This window comes from Breoghania sp. (genome assembly GCF_030066895.1).
In the GTDB taxonomy this organism is placed as follows: Bacteria; Pseudomonadota; Alphaproteobacteria; order Rhizobiales; family Stappiaceae; genus Breoghania.
Genome location: NZ_JASJAV010000007.1, coordinates 57,251 through 83,114, shown reverse-complemented (window position 1 = coordinate 83,114; position 25,864 = coordinate 57,251). Strand labels below are relative to the sequence as shown.

Annotated in this window: 19 protein-coding genes, 1 tRNA gene and 2 pseudogenes; 12 read left to right on the top strand and 10 right to left on the bottom strand. The window is 63.0% G+C overall.

The genetic code is table 11. The annotated features are described in order from the left end of the window. Positions 1-389 precede the first annotated feature (389 nt). The 10 genes and pseudogenes from ahcY to QNJ43_RS09485 all read left to right on the top strand — a co-directional run bounded on the left by ahcY (position 390) and on the right by QNJ43_RS09485 (position 15,788). A complete protein-coding gene (gene ahcY, locus QNJ43_RS09525; RefSeq protein ID WP_300469428.1) occupies positions 390-1,787 on the top strand; it encodes an adenosylhomocysteinase in 1,398 nt (465 codons plus the stop codon). Between the two features lie 374 nt (positions 1,788-2,161). Beyond that, positions 2,162-4,669 carry a PAS domain-containing sensor histidine kinase gene (locus QNJ43_RS09520; RefSeq protein WP_300469426.1) on the top strand — a complete coding sequence of 836 codons (2,508 nt, stop codon included), beginning with the start codon at positions 2,162-2,164 and terminating at the stop codon, positions 4,667-4,669. Positions 4,670-4,823: 154 nt separating this feature from the next. Continuing rightward, a complete protein-coding gene (tsaE, locus tag QNJ43_RS09515; RefSeq protein ID WP_300469424.1) occupies positions 4,824-6,332 on the top strand; it encodes a tRNA (adenosine(37)-N6)-threonylcarbamoyltransferase complex ATPase subunit type 1 TsaE in 1,509 nt (502 codons plus the stop codon). Between the two features lie 41 nt (positions 6,333-6,373). Next, positions 6,374-7,108 carry a nucleotidyltransferase family protein gene (locus tag QNJ43_RS09510; RefSeq protein ID WP_300469422.1) on the top strand — a complete coding sequence of 245 codons (735 nt, stop codon included), beginning with the start codon at positions 6,374-6,376 and terminating at the stop codon, positions 7,106-7,108. 87 nt (positions 7,109-7,195) lie between these two features. Then, entirely contained in the window at positions 7,196-10,306 is a 3,111-nt protein-coding gene (gene addB / locus QNJ43_RS09505; RefSeq protein WP_300469420.1) for a double-strand break repair protein AddB, read from the top strand. After that, positions 10,306-13,791 carry a double-strand break repair helicase AddA gene (addA, locus tag QNJ43_RS09500; RefSeq protein WP_300469418.1) on the top strand — a complete coding sequence of 1,162 codons (3,486 nt, stop codon included), beginning with the start codon at positions 10,306-10,308 and terminating at the stop codon, positions 13,789-13,791. Before addB ends, addA begins: the two co-directional genes overlap by 1 nt. An 89-nt stretch (positions 13,792-13,880) precedes the next feature. Next, positions 13,881-14,201: a thioredoxin gene (gene trxA / locus QNJ43_RS09495; RefSeq protein ID WP_300469416.1), complete on the top strand. Its 321-nt coding sequence runs from the start codon at positions 13,881-13,883 to the stop codon at positions 14,199-14,201. A gap of 226 nt (positions 14,202-14,427) precedes the next feature. After that, a complete protein-coding gene (gene grpE / locus QNJ43_RS09490) occupies positions 14,428-15,087 on the top strand; it encodes a nucleotide exchange factor GrpE (RefSeq protein WP_300469414.1) in 660 nt (219 codons plus the stop codon). Between the two features lie 154 nt (positions 15,088-15,241). Next, positions 15,242-15,343 (top strand): annotated as a pseudogene (locus QNJ43_RS26950) (TRIC cation channel family protein); the annotation flags it as partial. 148 nt (positions 15,344-15,491) lie between these two features. After that, positions 15,492-15,788 (top strand): TRIC cation channel family protein, encoded by a 297-nt coding sequence (locus tag QNJ43_RS09485; protein ID WP_300469412.1) that lies wholly within the window; start codon positions 15,492-15,494, stop codon positions 15,786-15,788. A 506-nt stretch (positions 15,789-16,294) separates the two neighbouring features. On the opposite strand, the gene QNJ43_RS26945 is transcribed toward QNJ43_RS09485, so the two are convergent. The 8 genes and pseudogenes from QNJ43_RS26945 to aroA all read right to left on the bottom strand — a co-directional run bounded on the left by QNJ43_RS26945 (position 16,295) and on the right by aroA (position 23,460). After that, positions 16,295-16,828 carry a hypothetical protein gene (locus QNJ43_RS26945; protein ID WP_346432921.1) on the bottom strand — a complete coding sequence of 178 codons (534 nt, stop codon included), beginning with the start codon at positions 16,826-16,828 and terminating at the stop codon, positions 16,295-16,297. Positions 16,829-16,928: 100 nt separating this feature from the next. Further along, positions 16,929-17,258 (bottom strand): annotated as a pseudogene (locus tag QNJ43_RS26940) (ornithine cyclodeaminase family protein); the annotation flags it as partial. A 35-nt stretch (positions 17,259-17,293) separates the two neighbouring features. Beyond that, on the bottom strand, positions 17,294-17,701 hold the full coding sequence (locus tag QNJ43_RS09475; protein ID WP_300469410.1) for a lipopolysaccharide assembly protein LapA domain-containing protein: 408 nt from the start codon (positions 17,699-17,701) through the stop codon (positions 17,294-17,296). Between the two features lie 265 nt (positions 17,702-17,966). Continuing rightward, complete coding sequence (locus QNJ43_RS09470; RefSeq protein WP_300469408.1) at positions 17,967-18,266, bottom strand: integration host factor subunit beta; 300 nt, start codon at positions 18,264-18,266, stop codon at positions 17,967-17,969. Next, positions 18,263-19,111: a signal peptide peptidase SppA gene (sppA, locus tag QNJ43_RS09465; protein WP_300469602.1), complete on the bottom strand. Its 849-nt coding sequence runs from the start codon at positions 19,109-19,111 to the stop codon at positions 18,263-18,265. Before sppA ends, QNJ43_RS09470 begins: the two co-directional genes overlap by 4 nt. 294 nt (positions 19,112-19,405) lie before the next feature. Next, positions 19,406-21,112 carry a 30S ribosomal protein S1 gene (gene rpsA, locus QNJ43_RS09460; protein WP_300469406.1) on the bottom strand — a complete coding sequence of 569 codons (1,707 nt, stop codon included), beginning with the start codon at positions 21,110-21,112 and terminating at the stop codon, positions 19,406-19,408. Positions 21,113-21,496: 384 nt separating this feature from the next. Next, positions 21,497-22,114 (bottom strand): (d)CMP kinase, encoded by a 618-nt coding sequence (cmk, locus tag QNJ43_RS09455; RefSeq protein WP_300469404.1) that lies wholly within the window; start codon positions 22,112-22,114, stop codon positions 21,497-21,499. Further along, positions 22,111-23,460, bottom strand: coding sequence for a 3-phosphoshikimate 1-carboxyvinyltransferase (gene aroA, locus QNJ43_RS09450; protein WP_300469402.1), 1,350 nt, complete (start codon positions 23,458-23,460; stop codon positions 22,111-22,113). Before aroA ends, cmk begins: the two co-directional genes overlap by 4 nt. Before the next feature lie 300 nt (positions 23,461-23,760). On the opposite strand from aroA, the gene QNJ43_RS09445 reads away from it, so the two are divergent. Both QNJ43_RS09445 and QNJ43_RS09440 read left to right on the top strand, forming a co-directional pair. Next, positions 23,761-24,159: a TIGR02300 family protein gene (locus tag QNJ43_RS09445; RefSeq protein WP_300469399.1), complete on the top strand. Its 399-nt coding sequence runs from the start codon at positions 23,761-23,763 to the stop codon at positions 24,157-24,159. 218 nt (positions 24,160-24,377) lie between these two features. Further along, positions 24,378-24,453: transfer RNA gene (locus tag QNJ43_RS09440), tRNA-Ala, on the top strand. A gap of 317 nt (positions 24,454-24,770) precedes the next feature. Here QNJ43_RS09440 and QNJ43_RS09435 read toward each other — a convergent pair. Both QNJ43_RS09435 and QNJ43_RS09430 read right to left on the bottom strand, forming a co-directional pair. Further along, complete coding sequence (locus QNJ43_RS09435; RefSeq protein ID WP_300469397.1) at positions 24,771-25,484, bottom strand: substrate-binding domain-containing protein; 714 nt, start codon at positions 25,482-25,484, stop codon at positions 24,771-24,773. 12 nt (positions 25,485-25,496) lie between these two features. Beyond that, a complete protein-coding gene (locus QNJ43_RS09430; protein ID WP_300469395.1) occupies positions 25,497-25,727 on the bottom strand; it encodes a helix-turn-helix domain-containing protein in 231 nt (76 codons plus the stop codon). Positions 25,728-25,864 lie beyond the last annotated feature (137 nt).

Below are 25,864 nucleotides of genomic sequence, written 5' to 3'. Positions count from 1 at the left end.
CCTTGGTCCCGGCGGCATTGGGCCCCGGCCTCCGCATTTCCCGTTTCCGTTCGAAGAATGAACCGATAGACGGCCGCTCCGAAATTGTGAACCCGATCAGTTTCTTCGCCGGTATCCGGTAGGCTTCGTCGCGCGTTGGCTGTGCGGGTGCAGTGCGATTGCATCGGCCGAATGTGCATCTTTCCGGCAAAGCCGCTTGGCGCGATTCTGCCGACGGTCGATTAACGTCTTGATCTTCAATATAAAGAAATCTTTATATCCTTATTGCCGCATTTCCCTATCGGCGTTATAACGCGGCCGATCGTTTCGGCCGGCTTACGGCCGCGGGACGTTGAGGGGCTCCACCCCGAATCATCGCATTTACGGTTCACGCAGCCACAGGAATTCTCATGACCGCGACTGACTATATCGTCAAAGACATTGCCCTTGCCGATTGGGGGCGCACCGAGATCGACATCGCCGAGACCGAGATGCCGGGTTTGATGGCAGCCCGTGAGGAATTCGGTTCCTCCAAACCGCTGAAGGGCGCACGCATCGCCGGCTCGCTTCACATGACGATCCAGACCGCCGTTCTCATCGAGACGCTGGTTGGGCTGGGCGCCGGTGTCCGCTGGGCCTCGTGCAACATCTTCTCTACCCAGGACCAGGCCGCTGCGGCAATCGCCAAGACGGGCGTTCCGATCTTCGCCGTCAAGGGCGAGACGCTGGAAGAGTACTGGGAATACGCTGACAAGATCTTCGAGTTCGGCGACGGCCAGACCGCCAACATGATCCTCGACGACGGCGGCGACGCCACCATGCTGGTGCTGCTCGGTGCCAAGGCGGAGAAGGACCCGAGCGTCCTCGACAATCCGTCGAACGAGGAAGAGGAAGCGCTTTTCACCACCATCAAGAAGCGCCTCGCCAAGAACCCGGGTTGGTATTCCGCTATTCGCGACAGCATCAAGGGTGTGTCGGAAGAGACGACCACGGGCGTCATGCGGCTCTACCAGATGGAGCATCGCGGCGAGCTGCCCTTCCCGGCGATCAACGTCAACGACAGCGTCACCAAGTCGAAGTTCGACAACCGCTACGGTTGCCGTGAATCGCTCGTCGACGGCATCCGCCGCGGTACCGACGTGATGATGGCTGGCAAGGTCGCCGTCGTATGTGGCTACGGCGATGTCGGCAAGGGCTCGGCCCACTCCCTGTCGGGTGCCGGCGCGCGCGTCGTCGTCACCGAGATCGACCCGATCTGCGCCCTGCAGGCGGCTATGGACGGCTACGAGGTTCGTACGCTGGAAGAGGTTGCTCCGACGGCTGACATCTTCGTCACCGCCACGGGCAACAAGGACACCATCACGCTCGACCACATGCGCGCCATGAAGGACATGGCGATCGTGTGCAACATCGGCCACTTCGACAACGAGATTCAGGTCGCCAGCCTGAAGAACTACAAGTGGACCAATGTGAAGCCGCAGGTGGATCTCATCGAGTTCCCCGAAGGCAAGCGCATGATCCTGCTCTCCGAGGGCCGTCTGGTGAACCTCGGCAACGCCACGGGTCACCCGAGCTACGTGATGTCCGCCTCCTTCACCAACCAGGTGCTGGCTCAGATCGAGCTCTTCACCAAGGGCGACCAGTACAAGAACCAAGTCTACGTGCTGCCCAAGCACCTCGACGAAAAGGTTGCTCGCCTGCATCTCGACAAACTCGGCGCGAAGCTGACGGTGCTTTCCGACGAACAGGCCGCCTATCTCGACATCGACAAGGCCGGTCCTTACAAGAGTGAGCACTACAAGTACTGATCCGGATCGGGCCGGGCGGAACGGCATCGACGTCATCTGGCGTCGATGTCCAAAGGTTTTCCACCGCTCCGGCCCGAACCAAACCCCGGGATTGACTCGCGGAGTGCGTCATAGGCGCGCTTCGTTTTCTGTTTTAGGGGTTGGTACTCTTCTGCCTGATTCCCAAACACGTTATGGTAAAGCGAATCGCACGCCGCATGAGGCAGACGGCGACGGGATTCGGGGTTTCATTCACGCCTCCAGCGGCAGAGGGGACGGTTTTCATGCCGGACTGCGGCAGACTCCGTGCCCGTGTCAACGCGGCGCGACACGGGTGGATTCCATGTGACGGTTCTGAGAGCGATGCGCGGGGCGCCGATCCGGGCTTCCAATACGTGGAGCCGAAATCCCGGGCCCGCAAGCGACGCCGTTCCATTGCATTCTCGCTGCTGGGCACGACGAGCCTTGTTGCCGTTCTTCCCTTTCTTGGCGCCGCTCTTTCGCCCGCCGAGGCAGCTCTGCCTGACATGTCGCTTCTTGCCGGTCCCCTCAATTCCCTGGAAGTGATCTGGTTCGCCGCATTCGTCGGCGCCGTCGCCTTCGGTGTGGCCAGTGCGATCGGCATAGTACGCATTCGCCGCCGGACTCAGGCCCGTCTGGAAAGGCTGATTACTGAAAACGGCGATCTCAAGCTGCGTCTCGACCGGTTGGAAGGCGTGCTCGATACCGATGATCAGCGTCTGGTCGTGTGGCCGTCGCGCTCGGCCGAGCCGATTGTTCTCGGCGGTCTCAACGGGGCGAGTGGTGCGCCGCGCAGTCCCAATGCCCTGCTGGCCTTCGGAACGTGGTTGCAGCCCGACAGCGCCGTGCGGCTTGAAGGCCTGCTGGAGATGCTGCGCGAAAACGGCGCCGCCTTCACCTTGACGCTTCAGGCCCGCGAAGGCGGCTTCATCGAAGCCTCGGGACGCACCGCCGGAGGCTGGGCGGTGTTGCGTCTGCGCGACCTGACCGGCGAGCGCGCCCGTCATGCCGATCTGACGCACGATCACGCGCGTCTCAATTCCGACATGACGACGCTCAAGGCCCTGCTCGATACGCTCGACGGTCCCGTCTGGCTGCGCGATTCGGAAGGGCACATATCTTGGGTCAACCGCGCCTATGCCGCCGCCGTGGAGGCCGATGCCGAAAGCGCGGTGGAGCAGGATATCGAATTGCTCGATGCCGCCGGGCGCCGCGCCATGACCGAGGAGCGTGACGACGACGGCCAGTTCAAGGCGCGTCTACCCGTGGTCGCGGCCGGTCGTCGGCATGTGTTCGACGTCATCGACGTCACGCAGTCGTCCGGCAGCGCCGGGTTGGCGCTCGATACCAGCGAACTTGAGCAGATGCGCGCAGAGCTGAAGCGCACCTTGGAGTTCCACGCCCGCACGCTCGATCAGCTCGCCACGGCCGTTGCGATCTTCGGTCCTGACCGTCGCCTGCAGTTCCACAACGCGGCCTTCCAGACCCTGTTCGGTCTCGACACGGCCTTCCTGGAAGGCGGGCCGGAGGATGGCGCGGTGCTCGATGCCATGCGCGCGGCGCGCAAGCTGCCCGAGCAGGCCGACTACCGGCAGTGGCAGAGAAAGCACCTGGAAAGCTATCAGTCGCTGGAGCCACGCGAGGTGTGGTGGCATCTTCCCGACGGCCAGACGCTGCGTGTCATCGCCAATCCGCACGCCAAGGGCGGCGTGACCTACATCTACGAGAACGTCACCGAGCGCATCGAGCTGGAGAGCCGCTACAACGCGCTGATCCGCGTTCAGGGCGAGACGCTGGATCACCTGACCGAGGCCGTTGCCGTGTTCGGCTCCGACGGACGCCTGCGTCTGTGGAATCCGGCCTTCACCTCCTTCTGGCAGCTCCAGGAGGAGGATCTCAGCGAAAGCCCGCACGTCTCCACGATCTTCGGCACCTGCGCGCGTCTCTTCTCCGACCCGCAAGCCTGGAAGGGGCTGACGACGACCATCACCGGCCTTGCCGACAACCGCGCGCGCGCTTCCGGCCGCATGCAGCGCCCCGACGGCAACGTGCTCGACTACACCACCGTGCCTCTGCCGGATGGCGGCACGCTGGTCGGCTTCGTCAACGTGACGGACTCGGTCAATGTCGAGCGCGCGCTGATGGACAAAAACGAAGCCTTGCGCGAGGCCGATCAGCTCAAGAACACCTTCGTCCAGCACGTGTCCTACGAGTTGCGCTCGCCGCTGACCAACATCATCGGCTTTGCCCAGCTCCTCTCCGATCCCAAGTTCGGCACGCTGACGGAAAAGCAGTCGGAATACACCGACTACATCATGTCGTCGTCTTCCGCGCTTCTTGCGATCATTAACGACATTCTCGATCTTGCGACCATCGATGCGGGCATCATGGAGCTGGATCTCGGCGAGGTGGAGATCGCGGATGTGGTCACCGGCGCGATCGAAGGGCTCAAGGACCGGCTGGTCGACACCCATATCGATCTGCGCGTCGACGTGCCGAAGGATATCGGAACCTTCGTTGCCGACGAGCGGCGGCTTCGCCAGGTGCTGTTCAATCTGATTTCCAATGCGATCCGCTATTCCGACGAGGGCGGCGTGGTGGAACTGGCCTGCACGCGCACCGGCAGCGAGATTCGTTTCGTCGTGCGCGATCACGGCTGCGGCATCGCCAAGGAAAACATCGATACGGTGTTTTCGCGTTTCGTCGGCCACACCTCCGGGTCGCGCCGTCGCGGAGCCGGGCTGGGACTGGCGATCGTCAGAAGCTTCGTGGAACTGCACGGCGGTTCGGTGGAGATCCAGTCCGAGGAAAATGTCGGCACCACGGTGATCGCCAAGTTCCCGCAAAAGCCGAAGGTGCGCGAGTGCGACGCGGCGGAGTAGGCCCGATCCTAGGCATTTGAGTTTATTTCGATGCAGAGGCGTGCGTCGGGGACGGCTTAAAAGACACGGGGCTATGTCGCCGCTTTTCCTTCACCACAGGCCCCGACATGCGCTATAAGCCGCACGCTTGCAACAACGTTCGAGAAGCACGCCCGTGTCCGCCTTACGACCCTTGCGCATCGATCTCGCCGACGAAGCCGCCGCGCGATCTCTGGCGGAGGATCTCGCCATGATCCTGTGCATCGGCGATACGGTGGCGCTGCAGGGCGATCTCGGCGCGGGAAAGACGACGCTCGTCCGCGCTCTTCTGCGTGCGCTGGCCGACGACGCGGAGCTTGAGGTTCCAAGCCCCACCTTCACGCTCGTCCAGCCTTACGATTTTCCCCGCTTTTCCGTTGCTCACCTCGATCTCTATCGCACAGAGGATCCCGAGGAAGTCGAGGAACTGGGGCTCGACGACATGCTGACCGACGGTGTGGCGCTGATCGAATGGCCGGGGAGGGTGGAAGGGTTGCTCCCCGCCGACACGCTGTGGCTGCTTCTGGAGCAGGGCGAGACCCCTGATGCCCGCGTCGCGACCTTTGCGGCGGATACGGGCGACTGGGCGGAACGGCTTCCCCGCAGCCTTATGCTGCGCGCGTTTCTGGAGCGCTCCGGCTGGAACGGCGCCGCCCGGCGTTTCCTGCAGGGCGATGCCTTCGCACGTCGCTACGAGACCGTCGACACTACCGAGCGCCACGCCATCGCTATGAACGCGCCTGCGCGCCCCGATGGCCCGCCCGTGTGTCTCGGCAAGCCCTACAGCCGCATCGCCCATCTGGCGGAAGATGTCCGTCCGTTCGTGGCCGTGGACAGCGCGTTGCGAGAGGCGGGCTTCTGCGCACCTGAGATCTATGCCGCCGATCTCGAGGTTGGCTTTCTGCTGATCGAGGATCTGGGCCGCGGGGCGATCGTTGCCGACGGGGCGCCGATTGCCGAGCGCTATGAGGCCGCGGTGGAGCTTCTGGCCGATTTCCATGCCCGTGACTGGCCCGCCGAGGTGGCGCTTGAACATGGCACCGCCTATCGGCTGCCGGCCTATGATCGCGACGCTTTGATGATCGAGGCCGATCTCTATCTCGACTGGTACGTCCCTGATGTGACGGGCGCGCCGGCTTCCGAGGAGGCGTCGGTCGCATTCCACCGGATCTGGGACCGGCTCATCACCATGCTGGAGAGTTCGCGCAAGACCTGGATCCTGCGCGACTTCCATTCGCCGAACCTGATCTGGCGCGATGGCGAGACGGGCAATGACCGGCTGGGACTGATCGATTTTCAGGATGCGGTGCTGGGGCCGGAGGCCTATGACCTGGCATCCCTTGCACAGGACGCCCGCGTCACCGTTCCCGCAGAACTGGAAGAGGCGCTCGTTGCGGCTTATGTCGATATCCGCCGCGCGCGCGATCCGGATTTCGACGAAGAGGCATTGCGCCGCGATTATGCCATCCTTGCAGCCCATCGGGTGACGAAGATCATCGGCATTTTCACGCGCCTTGCCCGGCGCGACGGCAAGCCCGGCTATCTTGCACACATGCCGCGGCTCTTTACCTACCTGGAACGCTCTCTTTCGCATCCTGAGCTTTCCGACATAAAGCTCTGGTACGATCGATTCGCGCCACGATAGAAGACGGATGAGGCCGATGAACGGCCCTCGAGATTGAAGAAATGACAGACAAGAAGACGTTCCGCCCGCACAAGGCGATGATCCTGGCCGCCGGTCTCGGCAAGCGCATGCGGCCCCTGACCGCGACGACCCCCAAGCCCCTCGTGGAGGTCGCTGGCAAGGCGCTGATCGATCGCAGCCTTGATCGAATGGTCGAGGCCGGTGTCGAAACCGCCGTGGTCAATGTCCATTGGCTCGCCGATCTGGTGGAAGTTCATCTTGCCCGTCGCTCCGCCCCGAAGATCGAGATTTCCGACGAGCGCGACGCGCTTTTGGAGACGGGCGGCGGTATCGTCCACGCGCTCGACACGCTGGGCCCCGACCCGTTCCTGCTGTTCAATTCCGACAGCTTCTGGATCGAGGGCGCCCGCCCCAACCTGAACGTTATGTTCGAGGCCTGGGACGACAGCTGCATGGATGCGCTGCTGATGCTCGCCTCCACCGTGGAGACGGTCGGCTATCCGGGACTGGGCGATTTCGTCATGGATCGCGACGGCCTGCTGTCGCGGCGCGAGGAACGCAAGGTGGCGCCTTTCGCCTATGCGGGCACGGCACTGCTTCATCCCCGTCTCTTCGACGGCGCCCCGGAAGAGCCCTTTTCCCTGAACGAACTTTTCGACAAGGCGATCGAGCAGGGGCGGCTTTACGGCGTGCGCATGGAAGGGCTGTGGATCCATGTGGGCACGCCTGATGCCATCGCCAAGGCGGAAGCGAAGGTGCGTGAAAGCGCGGCCTGAGATCACTCGGTTTCGCTCATCCGATCGTTTCGGTCGACATGCGAATTGGCCTAAGCTTGCCGGGTTGATTCCATCCTGGGGGCTTTGATGTCGGCCGAGCCGCGCCTTTACACGATCCCGCCGAGCGCACCGTTTCTGGACACGTTGGTCGACCGGCTGATCGACGGCTCGCTGGTGCCCGGTTTCGCGCCCGGTCGCGATCCTCTCGCCCTGGCCGATGCTACGATCTACCTGCCGACCCAGCATGCGGCCCGCACGATCCGCGAGGCTTTCCAGCGCGCGTTCGGCGGACACGTGGCGTTCCTGCCGACGATCCGGCCGCTCGGCGGTGTCGACGAGAGCGAACTGGTACTGCACACCTCCCCCGATCTCGAACCGTTGCCGCCCGCCATGAGCGACATGGAGCGGCGTATCGTCATGACGCGGCTGATCCTCGCCTGGGCGACCAAGGTCCGTCCCGAAATCCTGAAGCTGAAGCCGGGCGAGGCAATCACCATTCCGGCCTCCCCCGCCGATGCCGCCTGGCTTGCCTCCGATCTCCTCTCGCTGATGGATCAGATCGAGACGGAAGAGGCCGACTGGCAGACGATCGCGGTGCTCGTTCCCGACAACTATGCCGAGTATTGGCAGATCACGCTGGAATTCCTGAAGATCGCAACGCAGGCCTGGCCCGCTCTTTTGAAGGAAAACGGCCTGCTCGATCCAAATGCCCGCCGTTCCGCCCTGATCCGGCGCGAAGCGGAAAGGCTTGCGCAAAACCCGCCCAAGGGGCCGGTGATCGTCGCAGGGTCCACCGGTTCGGTGCCCGCCACCGCCGATCTGATCAAGGTGGTGGTGCATCTGGAAAAGGGAGCCGTGGTTCTGCCCGGTCTTGACCGGGGCATGGACGAGACGGTGTGGCGCGCCTTGTCGGAGGGGCCTGACACCGTGCCTTCTCACCCGCAATACGGCCTGAAAAAACTGCTGATGCATCTGGGGGCCGATCGCGATCAGGTCGTCAATCTTGCGGAGCCTGCATCGCCTGTATTGGCCGATCGCGGTGTGATCGTCGGCGAGGCACTACGTCCGGCGGAGACCACGGATGCCTGGCGCGCCTTTCTCTCTGAACCCGTTCTGGAGCGGGCCTCGGAGGCCTTCGCGGATGTCTCGCTGGTTGTCGCGCGCAACGAGGCGGAAGAGGCGCTGGCGCTGGCGCTCGCGCTTCGCGAGGCTGTGGCGGATGGCCGTCAGGCGGCACTCGTCACCCCCGATCGGATGCTCGCGCGCCGGGTCGCCGGGGAGTTGCGGCGCTGGGATCTCCCCGTCGATGACAGCGCTGGCCAGCCGTTCGATCAGTCTCCGCCGGCAACCCTTGCAAGGCTTGCCGCCGAAGCCGCGCTCGACGGGCTGGAACCCGTCACCCTGCTCGCCTTGCTGAAACACCCGTTGTGCCGACTGGGCCTTCCTGCAGCGGTCATCCGCGATGTCACCCGTGCCTTGGAGCGTGCCATCCTGCGCGGACCGCGTGCCCGTCGCGGCTCGCAAGGGCTGCTGAAGGCGCTCGATGCGGCTGAGGCGGAAGCGGCCGTCGATACGCGCCTGCCGCGCTGGCGCCGTTTGTCTGAAGCGGAATGGACGGCCGCGCGCGATCTCTGCACGCGCCTGAGTGCCGCTCTCGCGCCGCTGGAGGAGCTTTTCGAATGGCGTGGGCCGGTGGTGCCGGTCGAAGATCTGGCCGAGCGCAGCATCGCCTGTCTGAAGGCCCTTGCTGCGGATGAGACGGGATCGGACCTTGCCCTTTTCTCCGGCGATGCGGGTGAGGCCTTGGCCGGTGCGCTCACCGGTATCGTGGAAGCCGGATCTGTGGGCCTCGCCATTCCCGCTGCCGGCTGGCCGGGCGTCTTCGACGCTCTGATCGCCGGTATCCCCGTTCACCGTCGTGGGCCGGTCGATCCGCGCATTCACATTTGGGGGCCGCTGGAAGCGCGCCTTCATTGGCCTGACACGCTGGTGCTCGCCGGGTTGAACGAGGGGACGTGGCCTGCCACCACCCGCAACGATCCCTGGCTCAACCGGCTGATGAAACGCGATGTCGAACTGGAGCCGCCCGAACGCCGCATCGGCCTTGCCGCGCACGACTTCGTGCAAGGGCTGGGGGCGGCCCATGTGGTGCTGTCGCGCGCTGCCCGCGCCGGTTCCGCCCCGACCGTGGCTTCGCGCTGGCTTCAACGGGTTCTCACACTTGCGGGCCCTGAACCGGCAAGGGAAATGCAGGCGCGCGGAAAACGCTTTCTCGACTGGGCCCGCGCGCTCGATGCGCCGAGCGGTCCTGTCCGTCCTGCGGTGCGCCCCTATCCCAAACCGCCCGTCGAGGCCCGCCCGCGCCGAATCTCCGTCACGGCCGTTGAGACCTGGATCCGCGATCCTTACGCGCTCTTTGCCCGCGATATCCTGAAGCTAGATCCTGTCGACCCCTTGGGCGGCGTGCCGGGAGCGGCGGAACGCGGAACGCTCATCCACGACGTGCTGGCCGATTTTCTGAGCGAATGGGCAGGTCTGTTCGATCAGGCCGCGCTGGACCAACTTGTCGAGATGGGGCGTGAGCGCTTCGCCCCGCTTTCTGCATTTCCGGAAATCCACGCCCTGTGGTGGCCGCGGTTCGAGCGTATCGCGCAGTGGTTCGTGCTGGAGTTCGAGGCCGGACGGTCGGATATCGCCGCCCGTCATGCGGAGGTCGGCGGTCGGGTTGAACTCACGAGACCCGCGGGCCCCTTCCACCTCACCGGACGGGCCGACCGGATCGACATCGCCGACGACGACTCGCTCGTGCTGCTCGACTACAAGACCGGCACCCCGCCCTCGACCAAGGAAGTGGCGAGCCTCTTCGCCCCGCAATTGCCGCTCGAAGCCGCCATGGCGACGCGGGGTGGATTCAGGGATATCGCGGAAGGCAAGACCGTCTCCGAGATCGCCTATATCCGGTTGTCGGGCGGAACCGAGCCCGGCCAATACAAATCCGTGCGGACGAAGGATGTCGATATCACCGATCTGGCCGAGGATTCCTTTGAGCGCCTCGGCGGTCTGATCGGGGCCTATGACCGTCCTGAGACGGGGTATCTGTCGCGGGCGCGGCCGAAATACGAGGCGCGTATGGACGGCGATTACGATCATCTGGCGCGCGTGCGCGAATGGTCGGTGGGCGAGGAGGACGAAAGCTGATGGATATCCCCGCCCTCACGCTGCAAAATCAGCAAAACGCCTCTGAACCGCAGGCCTCCGCCTGGTTGAGTGCCAATGCGGGGGCGGGCAAGACTTTCGTACTTGCCCGCCGCGTCGTGCGCCTGCTGCTGAACGGCACCGATCCCTCCCGCCTTCTCTGCCTCACCTTCACCAAGGCCGCGGCCGCGGAAATGGCCTCGCGTGTCTTCGACACGCTGGCGACATGGATTTCGCTCGATGACGCGGCGCTTGCTGCCGCCATTGTCGACATGGGGGAAGCCGTTCCCGATGCGGCTAAGCTCGCCCGTGCCCGCAGGCTTTTTGCCACCGCGCTGGAAACGCCCGGCGGTCTGAAGATCCAGACCATCCACGCCTTTTGCGAGTCGTTGCTGCACCAGTTTCCGCTGGAGGCCAATGTCGCCGGGCATTTCACGGTGCTTGATGAGCGCGTTCAGAATGAGCTGCTCTTCGATGCTCGGGCAGAAGTGCTACATCACGCCTCGCAAGACGAGGACGGTCCCTTGGGCCGGGCGCTCGCGAGCCTGATATCTCTGATGTCCGACGGTAAGGTCGTCGACGTGGTCGATGCGGTGATCGCACGACGCGATGACCTGCGGTGCTGGATCGTGGAAGCCGGAACGCTGGAAGACGGCCTCACGGCGCTTTCGCACACCTTCGGTGTTGAGCCCGGTGCGACTGTGGCCGACTGCGATGCTGAGGTTCTGAATGAGGCCATCGAGTCGGAGCGGCGCAAGGTGATCGCGGAGGCTTTGCGGACAGGCGGCAAGACCGACAACAAGAAGGCGGATGCTCTGGAGGCATCGCTCAGTGCGATTTCGTCGGAGGAGTGCCGAAACGCCTATATCTCGGTTTTCCTCACCAAGGAGGGCACTCCCTATGCCTCGACGGTGACCGCCGGAGTGGCGCGCGATTATCCCAATGTGGCCGAGCGCATGGAGCAGGAGGCGGAACGCCTCGTCGCGCTTTTTGAACGCCGCCGCGCCGTCGTCACCATGGAGGGAACCGCGGCGCTCATGCGGCTGGCCGATGCTGTTCTCCAGAGCTACGAGCACGACAAGCGCCAGCGCGGACTGCTCGATTTCGAGGATCTGGTGGTCAAGACCGCCAACCTGCTCTCCAGCCGTGAGGCTGCGGCCTGGGTCCAATATAAGCTTGATCAGGGTCTCGATCACATTCTGGTCGATGAGGCTCAGGACACCAGCCCGCGCCAATGGGAGGTGATCCGCGCGTTGGCGGAAGAATTCTTCGCCGGTGAAGGTGCGCGGCCCGTCACCCGCACGCTTTTCGCCGTGGGCGATGAAAAGCAGTCGATCTACTCGTTCCAGGGTGCCGTTCCCGCCTATTTCGCGGAAATGCGGCGCTACTTCCAGCGCCGCGCGACCGAAGGCGGGGGCCTTTTCCACGATGTGCGGTTGACGCTTTCCTTCCGCTCCACCTCGGATGTGCTTGGCGCTGTCGATCTCGTTTTCGCCGATGAGGCCGTGCGCAAGGGCCTGTCGCGCGACGGAGAAGCTCCGGTACACGAGGCCGTCAGACGCAATGATCCGGGGGAGGTCGAGATCTGGCCGATGCTGGCGGAGGAAAAGACCGACCCGCCCGATGACTGGCGTTTGCCGCTCGATCATGCCGGGCCCGGCAGCTCGATGATCCGCGTCGCCGACCGGATCGCGGAGACCGTCGCCGGCTGGCAGCGCGAGGGCACGGCGCGCGCGGGCGATGTGCTCGTTCTGGTACGGAAGCGCGGAGCTTTCGTCGCCGCGCTCAACCGTGCGCTGAAAATGGCGGGCGTGGCGGTGGCCGGTGCCGACCGGCTTGTCTTGAGCGAGCACATCGCGGTGCAGGATCTCGTCGCCTTGGGCCGTTTCGTGCTGTTGGCCGAAGATGACCTGTCGCTCGCCGCCCTGCTCAAGAGCCCGCTTTTTGGGCTCGATGACGACGATCTTTTCCGGCTCGCCCATGAGCGCGGAGAGCGCACCTTGTGGCAGGCGCTGCGCGTGCGCGCCGATGGAAAGCCCACCTGGAAACTCGCGTTGGAAACCCTCGAGGACTGGCGCGCGCGGGCCGATTTCGTGCCGCCTTACGAATTCTACGCCCGCATTCTGGGTGCCGACGGCGGACGGCGGCGCATGCGCGAACGTCTCGGCCAGGAAGTCGACGATGTGCTCGACGAATTCCTGAACCTTGCGCTCGACTACGAGCGGACCGGCGTGCCGGGGCTTGAAGGCTTCCTCGCCTGGCTCACCGCCGCGCCCACGGAAATCAAGCGCGAGATGGAAGGGGCCGGAGGCGCAGTACGCATCATGACCGTGCACGGCGCCAAGGGCCTGGAAGCGCCGATCGTGTTTCTGGTCGATTCCGGCGGCAAGCCCGCCCATCACGGCCACGATCCCGATGTGCTCGCCCGTCCGATTTCCGATGATCTCGTTGCCGCGCCCGCACTGGTCTGGAAGCCGTCTTCCGCCGATCAGACGACTTGGCACGCGGACGCGATTGCAGGTGTGCGCGAGGCGGCGGCGGAGGAATATCGCCGACTTCTCTATGTGGCGATGACGCGGGCGCGCGACCGTCTGGTTGTCTGTGGCTTTGCGGGCAGGCAGGGCGGCGCCGAAGGCTGCTGGCACAACCTCGTGGAGCACGCTCTGTCGCCGGAAGCCCGCGAGATCAAGGATCCGGCCGGAGACGTCATCGCACGATGCTGGCAAAGGCCGCGCCCCGACGGTGGGGCCTCTCAGGAGCAGAAGGTGCAGGCTTCGGGGAGCGAAGAGGCAGAGGTGTCTGAGGACGGTGTCCCGTTGCCCGGCTGGATTTCAGACCCCGCTCCGGCGCACCAGCAGCCCCGGCGACTGGCTCCGTCGCGCGCCGCCGACCTGATGGCTGATTCCATCGAGGAGCCGGAACCGCGCCATGCGCTGGAGGCCGCCCTTGATCCGAACCACTGGGGACTGGTGCGCGGACAGATCGTCCACAGATTGTTGCAGTCCCTGCCCGATATCGAGCCCGCAGAGCGTCGGTTTCGGGCCCAGAGCTACCTCGATACCGCGCTGGATGAGCAGTTTGCGTCGCGTCGCGAGGCCCTTCTCGAGGAGATTTTCGCCGTTCTCGATGATCCGGGCTTTGCCGAGGTTTTCACGCCTTCGAGCCGTGCGGAAGTGCCGATCGTTGGGACGCTAGTGAACGGGCAGGGCGAGGCATACGCGGTTTCGGGCCAGATCGACCGGTTGACGGTGGCCGACGGCGAGGTGCTTATCACCGACTACAAGGCCAACGCGAAGCCTCCCGAGACGCTTGAAACCGTGCCGGAGGACTATATCGCCCAGCTTGGCGTCTATCGTCTGCTGGTGTCCGCGCTTTATCTCGCAAAGCGGGTGCGCGCGAGCCTTCTGTGGACGGAAACGCCGCAACTGATGGAGATCCCGCAGGACGTCCTCGATCGGGCGGTCGACGGACTGACTGTCACCTCCTGAGTACGTCACTTGACGCCCTGTGCCCGCCTTCCTACTTTTGAACCAACGCGGGTCGTATTTGCGCGACCCTCAAACCGAAGAGGTTCCCCATGGCGACTGAAAAAGTCACCGATGCGTCCTTCGAGACCGACGTACTGAATTCCTCCGAACCCGTCCTTGTCGATTTCTGGGCGGAATGGTGCGGTCCGTGCAAGCAGATCGCGCCCGCGCTGGAAGAGATTTCGGCGGAGATGCAGGGCAAGGTCAAGATTGCCGAGCTGAACGTCGAAGAGAATCAGAATACGGCGATCAAGTACGGCGTGCGCTCCATTCCGACGCTGCTCATTTTCAAGGACGGAGAGCTTGCCGCCAGCCAGGTCGGCGTCCTCCCGAAGAGCCAACTTGCGAACTGGATCAGCAAGTCCATCTGATCGCTTGGCTCGCACCAATGGCGAATTGAGCCTGAAAGGCCTCGGCGCCGCATGCGCCGGGGTTTTCGTTTTATCGGACTGGTAGTTTTGCCGGACTTTTGGTTTGGCAAGGCATTTGCGGCTGGTACGGCCGTCACACGGGCTTCGGGCTTGATTTTCTCGGCCGGAACCCTCAAATACGAGCCACAATCGGTTTAACTTCTGCCGTTTCTATGACGGGGACACGATGAGCGACGAAGCCAAGAACATGGAAAACGAAGCCGCAACGGATCCCGCGGAGGAAAAGGCGCGGGTAGACGTCGGGGCTCAGGGAGCGGAAGCGACGGATCCGGCCAACGACGAGGGTGTGACGGACGTTGAGGCTCTGGCTGCGGAGAATGCCGAGCTGAAGGAGCGCACGCTGCGCACCCTGGCCGAGATGGAAAACCTGCGCCGCAGGACCGAGCGCGAAATTTCCGACGCCAAGGTCTATGCGATCGCCAACTTTGCCCGTGATCTGCTCAATGTCAGCGACAATCTGCGTCGCGCCTTGAACGCCGTTCCGGAAGAGATGCGCGCCAATGCGGATGACGGTCTGAAGTCGCTGCTGGAAGGCGTGGAAATGACCGAGCGCGAGATGCTCAACCAGCTCGAAAAGAACGGTGTGAAGCAGATCGACCCGGCGGGCGAGAAATTCGATCCGAATTTCCATCAGGCGATGTTCGAGGTTGCCAACGACCAGGTGCCGAACGGCACGGTCGTACAGGTCGTCCAGACCGGCTACGTCATCGGCGAGCGCGTGCTGCGCCCGGCCATGGTCGGTGTCGCACGCGGTGGGCCGAAAGCTCAGCCCAAGCCGGAAGGTACTACGGGCGAGGCGGGCCAGACGATCGACAAGACGGCATAGCGAAGAGTGCTCTCAGGAGCGCTTCACGGCCGCCGGGGCGAGGTCCGTCGCCTTCCTGACCTGATGGACCTGACCCATGACGTTCCTTCTCCAGATACTCGATTTCATCGGTGTCGCGATCTTTGCGGTTTCCGGCGGTATCGTCGCCTAGCGCCTGAAGCTCGATATTCTCGCCTTCATCCTGCTAGCGACCTTTACCGGCATCGGCGGTGGCGCGCTGCGGGATCTCCTGCTCGGCGTGCCTGTCTTCTGGGTGAGCGATCAATCCTATCTGCTCGTCTGTTTCGCCGCCGGTAGCGCCACCTGGTTCCTTGCGCATCTGGGCGAGGCGCTCGGAAAGCCACTGCGCTGGGCCGATGCGGTGGGAATGGCAAGCTATACTCTCGGTGATGGGAGCGGCGAAGGTGCTGACGATCATCGACAGGCCCGTGGTGGCGATTCTGATGGACGTTGCGACCGCCGCTTTCGGCGGGGTCATTCGCGACACGTTTGCCAATCAGACGAGCGTCATCATCAACCGCGAGATCTATCTGACGGAGGTGTTCGCCGGTGCCGTCACCTATGTCGGGGGATGGTGGAGGTCGCGATCCCGCCATGGCCCGCGGCAATCGTCGCAGGTCTCATCGCGTTCATCTTGCGCGCAGGCGCCATTCAGTACGGATGGTCGCTTCCCGGCTATAGGGCCGCCGGGAAGCAAGTAGACCCGAGATGGGCTAGTAGAGAGCCGCGAAGACGGATTGGAGCTTGTCGCGGACCGGTTGTGCGAGTTCCGCGGTCCGTCCGGTCCGCTCCTGACGACGTCGATCTCCTCTTCCGGATCAATGGCGGAGACTTCGACGCCCTTGTCCGTCTGTCGGACGACGACATTGCACGGCAACAAGACGCCTGCGCCATCCTCGGCCGGCGGGCGAGCTGCTTCCCTTCCGTTTCTCCCGAGGGAACGCTCTGCAGGTCGAGCTCGGACACGACGTCCAGTCCTTCGGCCTTGAGCATGGCTTTCGTGCGTTGAAGGACCGTGTCGAACGTATCGTCGATCCGTGCGGGCTATACGGCAACGCATTTGCACCTCCATCTTTTTCTTTCGTTCGGCTGGGCCGAACCAGCTAGGTCCATACTCAGACATGGGGATGCGACGCGACAGAGCAATACTACGCAACCCAATCGATACGTTCTGACGCAGATGGAAAAAATTTGTTTCGCCAGTCGGTTACGTCTTGCGGAAGATGTGAATGGCGGTCGCCAGATCCTCGATCGCGGTGCCTGTCGACTTGAACAGGGTGATCTGATCGTAGAAGCGCCGCCCCGCTTTTTCACCGCGGCAAAGCTCGAAAAGATCTGCGGCGACGTCGTCCGCGCTGATGATCCCGGCCTCGATGGGCTGGACCATGTCGCCGGCTTCCGAGAGGGTTCCGCCGCGCGTGTCGACGAAAAATCGGGCCTTGCGCACCGCTTCATCGTTGCTTTCGCGAAGTTCCGGCCGGAAGGCCCCGACGAGGTCGAGATGGGGGCCGGGCGTCAGCCATTCGCCCAGAACCAGCGGTTTGTCGGAGACGGTCGCGCAGGAAACGACGTCCGCACCGCGCATGCCGCCCTCAAGATCATCCGTTGCGCGCACGCTCAGTCCGCCTTTGCCATCGAGGGCTCGGGCAAGTCGTTCGGCTGTGGCCTGCGTGCGGTTCCAAACCAGCACTTCCGAAATGGGACGAACCGCGGCATGGGCGCGGATGAGATAGGGCGACATGGTGCCCGCTCCCACCATCAGGGTGGCGCTTGCTGTCTTCGCGTGCCAGATAGCTTGCTGCAAGAGCGGAGGCTGCCGCCGTACGCCACAGCGTGATGGCCGGACCGTCGAGAACGGCCAGCGGCCCACCGCTCTGGCCGGACATGAGCATGTAGGTGCCCATGATCGACGGTTTGGAGATCCTGCCGTTGTCGGGAAAGACAGAAAGGATCTTCACGCCGATATAGCCGCGCTGGGAATGGCCCTGGGCGGCGAAATCGTTCCATGCGGGCATCAGCAGCAGCGTCGCATCCGCGCCGTCGGGACGTGCGATCGTGTGGTGATGACGGACCGGCGTCTCTATATCCGCGCGAAAGGCGCTTCTTAGCGTCTCCACAAGATCGCGGAAGGTGAGGGCGCCGTCGATTTCTGCAGCGGTGATGACGCGCATGATCTATCCAGGGCTTGCAATGTCGATCTGCCGTCTCAAGGAGCGGCGGCGGAAGGGCGAGCCGGGGAGACGTGGCAGGCGGCGCGCTTGTTACCGGCGGCGGGAAGGCCGGGATGCCGGGGATTGGCGGCCTGCACTTCTTCCTTCAGGCGGTCAGCCTCGTGGCGAAGCGTGTCCGCCTCGCGACGCTTGTAGCGCGCCTGCTTGCGCCATTTGCCCTGCTTGGCCCATGCGCCGATACCGCCGAGCACGATACCGATGCCTAGGGCGCCGAAGAGCAGCCAGAAAAGCGGAACGCTGATCGAGAATGCAGGCTGACCCGGCGACAGCGGATCAAGCGACAACATCGTCTCATGCCTGTTGGCCACGGCAAGAAGAATGACCAGAACGGCGAAAATGATGACCGGCAGAAGGAGGATGGTCTTGGCGATTCGTCTAAGCACGGCGGGGGAACCTCATGCTGGTGGGCTTCGGTCCGGGAGCCGGACATGCGAAGCAACGCAAACTACCCCCATGATGCCGCGAATGGGTGGGCATCGGCAAGTGGGGGACATGCTCATGACATGCTGCATGCCGCCGCACGCAACGAACAGGGCCGGGAACGGTGGGCAACGAAGACCGGGCTCGGGCAAATCCTGAAGGACTCAAGCCGGTTTGGCCCAGGGCCGAACGGGATTGAAGCCTGATCAGGAAGTGGATCCGTCGAACTCAGTCGTCGTCGCCAGCGTCGCCGCCGTTTAGACGTTTGCGCATTTCCTTGCCTGTCTTGAAGAAGGGCACGTATTTCTCCATCACCTCGACCTTCTGGCCGGTGCGAGGATTGCGTCCGACGCGCGCCGGGCGGTTCTTGATCGAAAAGGCGCCGAAACCGCGCAGTTCGACCCGATCGCCTCCTTTCAGGGCATCGACAACTTCATCCAGGATGGCGTTGACGATGTTTTCGACGTCGCGCTGGTAGAGGTGCGGGTTTTGCTCCGCGATACGCTGAACGAGTTCCGACTTTATCATTGTTTCGCCCCTCCAGGATTTTCTGTCTCGGCGATCGCAGGAACCTGCCAAACAGACACCAGACCGTCAAGCATAAGTGCCTCCGGCAGGACAATTTTACGGATCGGGCTATAACCGAATACCGCTGCGGCCGCTCCTTTGCCGAACATCTGGGCAATTTTCCCGATGAAGCTGAGCCCGGGCTCGTTGTCTTCCTTGCGCCAATCGATCACCGGCAGGTTCGCGTCGAGCTTCTTTTCGCTCACCAGCCATTGCCGGGCATCGTCCTCGCTGCCGACAGCGTCGATCAGCTTGGCGCTAAGTGCCTGATTACCTGTCAGGATGCGCCCATCGGCAAGTCCGCGCGCCGTCGCCTCGTACAGGCCCCGATGCTCGGCGACGAAGTCGACGAACCAGTCGTAACTGTCGCGCACCACAGAGGCGAGCATGGCCCGCGCTTCCGGGCTCGTATCGGAATAGAAATCCGGTTCCGCCTTCAGCGGCGCGCTTTTGACGGCGTCCATCTTGACGCCGATCGTATCGAGACGTTTCTTGGCATTGCCTAACTGAAACAGCACGCCGATGGAGCCGGTGATCGAGTTGCGCCGCGCCACCACGTGGTCGGCGGCAATTGCGATCATGTATCCAGCCGAGGCCCCGACCGTGCCGATGTGCGCAACTACGGGCTTCTTGGCGCGCAGTTTTGCAAGCGCCTCCACGATCCCCTCGCCGCCGGTGGTCGATCCGCCGGGACTGTTGACCTCCAGGATGACGCCCTTCACCGCCTTGGATTTCGTGAGCTTGTCGATCAGCTTCAGCCGATCTCGGTTATCGGTGATCAGGCCGGAAATCTCCAGCCGGGCGATATGAGGCCATCTCTTTGCCCCGCCTCCGAAGCCGTAAGTATAGGCATCCCCGACGATGATCGCCGCAGCGACGCCGACCCCTCGACGTCCGTGTCGTCGCAAGGGGTCTGATGACAGTGTCCGTCACGTTTCCTCATAAACCGATTCTCCGGATGATCGCTCATCCCGGGCATCCGGTTGCATCAAAACCGGACAGCCCCTTGCGGCATTCCGGCCGCGAGTTGACGTAGTTCAAAAGAAAAGGGCCCGCGCGTCAACCGCGCGAGTCCTCAATTCTGCCGAACGGGGAGTGACTTACTCCTCGTCGTGCTCCTGCTGTGCCTTCAGCGCGGCACCGAGGATGTCGCCGAGTGAGGCGCCGGCATCCGTCGAACCGTACTGCGCCACGGCTTCCTTCTCCTCGGCGATTTCCAGCGCCTTGATGGAGAGGGAGATGCGACGGGTCTTCTTCTCGAACTGGGTGATGCGGGCATCGACTTTCTCGCCGACCGAGAAACGCTCGGGGCGCTGCTCGAAGCGATCGCGCGACAGATCGGCACGGCGGATGAACGCCGTCAGGTCGCTATCGGCCAGCTTCACTTCCAGACCGGTATCCTTCACCTCGAGGATCTCGCAGGTGACGACGGCACCCTTGCGGACATCGCCGGAAGCGGCGGTGTCGAAGGGATCGCCTTCAAGCTGCTTGATGCCGAGCGAGATGCGCTCCTTGTCGACGTCCACGTCGAGCACCACGGCCTTGACCATGTCGCCCTTCTTGAACTCCTCGATGACAACTTCGCCCGGACGGTTCCAGTCGAGGTCGGAGAGGTGCACCATGCCGTCGACATCGCCCTCGAGACCGATGAACAGACCGAACTCGGTCTTGTTCTTGACCTCGCCTTCCATGGCCGTGCCGGTCGGGAACTTCTCGGCGAAGGCTTCCCAGGGGTTCTGCAGGGTCTGCTTGAGGCCCAGCGAGATGCGGCGTTTGACCGGGTCCACCTCGAGCACCATGATCTCGACCTCCTGAGAGGTGGCGACGATCTTGCCCGGATGGATGTTCTTCTTGGTCCAGCTCATCTCGGAGACGTGGATCAGGCCCTCGATCCCCGGCTCCAGCTCCACGAAGGCGCCGTAGTCGGTGATGTTGGTGACGCGACCGGTGAAGCGCGCGTTGACCGGATACTTGGCTTCGATGCTTTCCCACGGATCCGCCTCGAGCTGCTTCATGCCGAGCGAGATACGATGGGTTTCCCGGTTGACGCGGACGATCTGCACCTTGACCGTCTGACCGATGGACAGAACCTCGGACGGATGGTTGATGCGGCGCCACGCAATATCCGTGACGTGCAGCAGACCGTCGATGCCGCCGAGGTCGACGAACGCACCGTAGTCGGTGATGTTCTTGACCACGCCTTCCACGACCTGACCCTCTTCCAGGCTCTGCACGAGCTCGGAGCGCTGTTCGGCACGGGTCTCTTCGAGGACGACACGACGCGAGACGACGATGTTGCCGCGACGCTTGTCCATCTTCAGGATCTGGAAAGGCTGCGGGGTGTGCATCAGCGGGCCGACGTCGCGCACCGGGCGGATGTCCACCTGGGAGCGCGGCAGGAAGGCCACGGCACCGTCGAGATCGACGGTGAAGCCGCCCTTGACCTGGTTGAAGATCTGGCCCGTAACCTTTTCGCCCTTCTCGAAGGATGCTTCCAGACGGATCCAGCTTTCTTCGCGGCGAGCCTTGTCGCGCGACAGGACGGCCTCACCGAGCGCATTTTCCACGCGCTCCAGGTAGACCTCGACCACGTCGCCGATCTTCATCTCGCCGTCGCGTGCCTTTGCGCCGAATTCTTTCATCGGCACACGGCCTTCGACCTTGAGTCCGACGTCGATGACGGCAAGGTCCTTTTCAAAGGCGATAACCGTCCCCTTGACGACGGTGCCTTCCTGCATTTCCGAGCCGCCGTAAGTCTCGTCGAGCAGGGCAGAAAAATCCTCGGTAGAGGGATTCAAAGCGGTCATTGAAACTCCATTAGCCATTACTGGCATGCGCCGATGGTTCGTGTTGTGTTTGTCCGCAGGATCCAGCCGGTCCCCTTGTCTTGGAGACATCCCCTCCGCGGATATGCGAAGCAGCTGGCGCTGGCGCCTGGATTGCCGGCAGTCTGTATTTGACTTCAGTGGTGTCCGGAAGGCGGGGGAGGCCGTGAACAGCCGCGCGACGGCTCAAGGCAATCGCGCGAGGGCTGACGCTGGTTCTGGCGGGAACAAGGACGAATCGAGCCGGCGCTGCCGGATGAAGATCACCTCCCGATCGGGTCTGCGACCCGAGAATGCCGAACGGGCACATGGCCCGACATGCCAAAAGAGGGCACTCCCCGAGGAGTCCCCTTCGCAGTTCCGCCCTCACAGGCTGTCGACGATTCCCACAGCCTTACGGACCGCGGTCTCTATATCCATTTTCGAGGTGTCGAGCAAGTGCGCATCGTCCGCCGGCCTTAACGGAGAGTCGCTGCGCGTCGAATCGCGTTCGTCGCGGCGGACCAAATCGGCGTGAATGGCATCACGGTCGGCCGTGATGCCGCTGCTGTTCAACTCGTCCGTCCTTCGCCGCGCGCGCACTTGCGGTGAGGCGGTGACATAGAGCTTCACGTCCGCGTCGGGGCAGACGATCGTGCCGATGTCGCGTCCGTCGAGAACCGCGCCCGGCGACGTTTTGGCAAAGCGACGCTGGCCCTCCACCAGAACGCGGCGGACCGACGGCATGACCGCGATTTTCGATGCCGCCTCGCCGATCTCGTGCAGAGACAGGGCCGCGCGATCGAGTGCCGCGAAATCAACCTTCGAGGCAACGTCTGTCGCCGCCGCCTCATCTTCGAGACTGACGCCCTGCTTCAGTATGGCTGCCGCCGCCGCACGGTAGGTAAGCCCGGTATCGAGGTGGCGAAGGCTGAAATGGGAGGCGAGCCTGCGCGCCAGCGTTCCCTTGCCGGAGGCTGCCGGTCCGTCGATCGCGATGATCATGCCTTTTCACCCGCCGCAAGTTCTATCCGGCCGCCGAGCTGGGTGACGAGATCGGCGAAGTCGGGGAAGCTGGTGGCGATCGGTACCCCGTCATCCACGGCGACAGGAGCGTCGCTGGCAAGGCCCAGCATGAGAAAGCTCATGGCGATGCGGTGGTCGAGATGGGTGACGACCGTGCCGCCGCCTTTGACGGTTTCGCCGCCCGTCACGCTCAGCCAGTCCTCGCCCTTTTCATGCGGCACGCCGTTGACGGCGAGCCCGGCGGACACGGCCGCCAGCCGGTTGCTCTCCTTCACGGTGAGTTCGTGCAGGCCCAGCATTCGCGTCTCGCCTTCGGCAAAGGCGGCCGCCACGGCAAGGATCGGGTATTCGTCGATCATCGAAGGTGCGCGCTCCGCCGGGACGGTGGTGCCCGTCAACCGCGAATGGCGGGCGCGTATGTCGCCGAGCTTCTTTCCGCCGGTCTCGCGCACGTTCTCGATGCTGATATCGGCGTCCATCTCCTCAAGCGTCTTGATAAGTCCCGTGCGGTGCGGGTTGAGAAGCACATCCTGAACCGTCACCTCGGAACCCGGCACGATCAGCGCGGCAACGATCATGAAGGCGGCGGATGATGGGTCGCTCGGCACCGTGATCGCCTGGGGCTTCAGTTCCGGCTGGCCTGTCAGGCGCAGGACGCGTTCGCCGTCCGCATTCTCTTCGATATCGAGTTCCGCCCCGAAGCCCAGCAGCATGCGCTCGGTATGATCGCGTGTCGGGATGGGTTCGATGACTGTGGTTCGTCCCGGCGCATTCAATCCGGCCAGCAGCACCGCCGATTTGACCTGGGCGGAGGGCACTGGCACGCGATAGGTGATCGGCAACGCGGTTTCCGGACCGCGGACGGTCAGCGGCAAACGATCGCCGGAGCGCGCGAGCACCTCCGCCCCCATTTCGCGCAACGGATCGAGCACACGCCCCATCGGGCGGCACGACAGCGAAGCATCACCGATGAATGCCGCCGTCACCGCATGGCTTGCCACCAGGCCCATGGTCAGGCGCACGCCGGTTCCGGCATTGCCGAAATCGAGCGCCGTTTCCGGCTCGCACAGACCGCCGACGCCGACGCCTTCCACGCTCCAGGAGCCGGGACCGAGTTGGCGCACATTGGCGCCAAGCGCCTTCATGGCCGAAGTAGTCGCCAGCACGTCTTCTGATTCCAAAAGGCCTTCGATCCGGGTTTCACCGATTGCGAGCGTGCCGAACATTAGGGACCGGTGGGAAATCGACTTGTCGCCCGGCACGCGAATCGTACCGGTAAGCGGGGAGCTCGCGCGCGTGATCATCGGCTTCGTCGCATGGCTCATGGGCGGGTTCATCATCCTCATCATCTGCAAGCTATTAGAGTGAAAAGGCGGGCGGGCGCTTGCAAATCCGCGATCCTGCCGGCGACACGACGTGCGTCGCGGTGTCTCTTTCGCCTGTAAAGCGGTGCAAACAATCCCCCGACGCGACGGCCCGATTTCCTAGCATGCCGGCCGGACTTCGTCATCTCGGCATTCGGTAATTCGCGTAAGGCTCATTTTACGCTTTGACAGGCGAGCGTTTCGATGGTTATGGGGAGCCAGATCAGCATGAAATTTGCACATTACACAGGGTTTGAAATCGTGGCGAAACCGGATCTTGGGACAAAGCAGCTGTGCCCCAGTTGCGGAACGAAATTCTTCGATCTCAACAGGTCTCCGATCACCTGCCCGAAATGCGGCACCATCCTGAGCCCCGCGGCAACGCGTCCGAGACCTTCCAAGACTAACAAGCCCTCGAAGGCTGCGGCGCCCGTCGACGGGGACGACGATGAGAAGCTTAAGGCAAAGGGCGCGGAAGTCATGTCCCTGGAGGATGCGGACGAAGAGGCATCTGCAACGGGCAAGACCGAAGTCGATCTCGATGACGATGAAATCAAGGATATCGACGACACGGACGCCGACGATGACGCCTTCCTGCCGGATGACGACGACGACGACAACGTCCCGGGCATTGTGGTAGAGCGCGGCGAAGACGAATAGGACTCGCTGCAGCCCTGCTGTATGTGTCTTGAGAACGCCGGACCCGTGCGATGGCACGTGGTCCGCGTTGTTTTCCCCAAGCGAAGATCAACGTTTTACGGCCGGAAACGGCAAAAAGTTGAAAACTCCTCTATCTTCCGCTTGACATCGCTGCGGACGTGGCTATTTTCCGCCCCCAGAACGGCACCGAGGCCATTCCCAACACCCGGTAGATAAGTGGGGCCATAGCTCAGTTGGGAGAGCGCTTGAATGGCATTCAAGAGGTCGTCGGTTCGATCCCGATTGGCTCCACCATCTTCCCCCCTACAGCGTCAATATCGCAAAGAAGCCTTTGGTTTCGAAGGTTTCTTCGCTCTTGTGGTGCGCAAGGGCTCGTAAGCCCGTGCCAGGACGAACGCACAATCTGCAATAGCGCGACAACATAATCTGGCTGCGAGTCTCCGGGTGCCGGACGACTCTCAGAGCCGCGGTCGGCAAGGCAGAAATCCTCAAATCAGGCGTGAGCACTCAAAACGGGCGAGAGCACCAGGATAATGCTCAGCAATTTTCACTGATCAGGACCCGAAAGGGAATGATCTGCTGGACCTGCTTCTGTTCTGTGTTCTGGGTAGTCAGGTCGACCATGGTCTGTATCGCCTGCTCCGCGATCTGGAAAACCGGGTGGATAGCACGACATCGATATTGCCCTGCATCAGGTGTGCCCGTGTCCGGTCGGTGAGTTCGGTCCCGATGAGTGCTGGTCGCCTTTCCCCCAGCGGCTGAAGCAGGTCGGCGCCCCCTTCCAGCCCGCCCGCGGCCGCAAGGATGCCGACGAGATCCGGATGACGTTTCAAAATGAGTGAAACCATCTCTTTAGCGAGCTCGTCAGTTTCACCGGTCATTTCTGTTTCCAGAAGCTCAAGGTCCGGAGCATTCGAGCGCAAGTACATCCGAAAGCTTGCCTCGTGAGCCTGCTGGCAGACGTAGTGTTCGGATCCGGTCAGCATGGGGCGACCTTGTCGCCCTGCGGGCAGAGCTTTTTCATGAACCAGCCGGCGGTCCCGGCCGAGCTGCCAGTCGTTGGAGCCCAGATAGACGGAATAATCGGTGGTAGAGAGCCCGGAAACCATGGGCACCACCGGGATGCCCTGATTGGAAAGCTGATCGACCGCATAGTTGATCAAGGGGTGGTCTATGCACACGCAAGCCACTGCATCGCAGATTTTCCCCAGCGCCAGCAGTTCGTCGGCCGCGGCTTCCGGTTCGAGCGTATCGAGATGACGGATGACGGCACGGCTCTTGACCGACGGCACGTGGGTCGTGTGCTCGACTAGAAGGTCGGCCATCCTGGAATAGAGCTAGCGTTTCTTGCTGTTGAGCAGGAAGCCGAATGTCTTTTCAGGTATCCCCGAGCCCAGCCGGTCGCGGATCGTGCTCACAGCGTAAAAACCGATCCGTTCCGCCGCTTCCAGCACATGCTCGACGGTGGCCTGCTTGACGGGGTTGCGACCGTTCAGGATGCGATCGATGGTTGAGATGCTGACTTGTGCTTTCCGCGCCAGATCAGTGATGGTCTTCCGTTTCGTCATGTCGTTATGCAAATTTCGTAGCGGGAACGGGGGTTGGATCCTTCAGGATTTCTATCAACATGCGATAAATGTCAATGATTCGTAAATACTTGAATATAATACATAGGTTTTATCAATTCATTTTGAGAGGATTCATT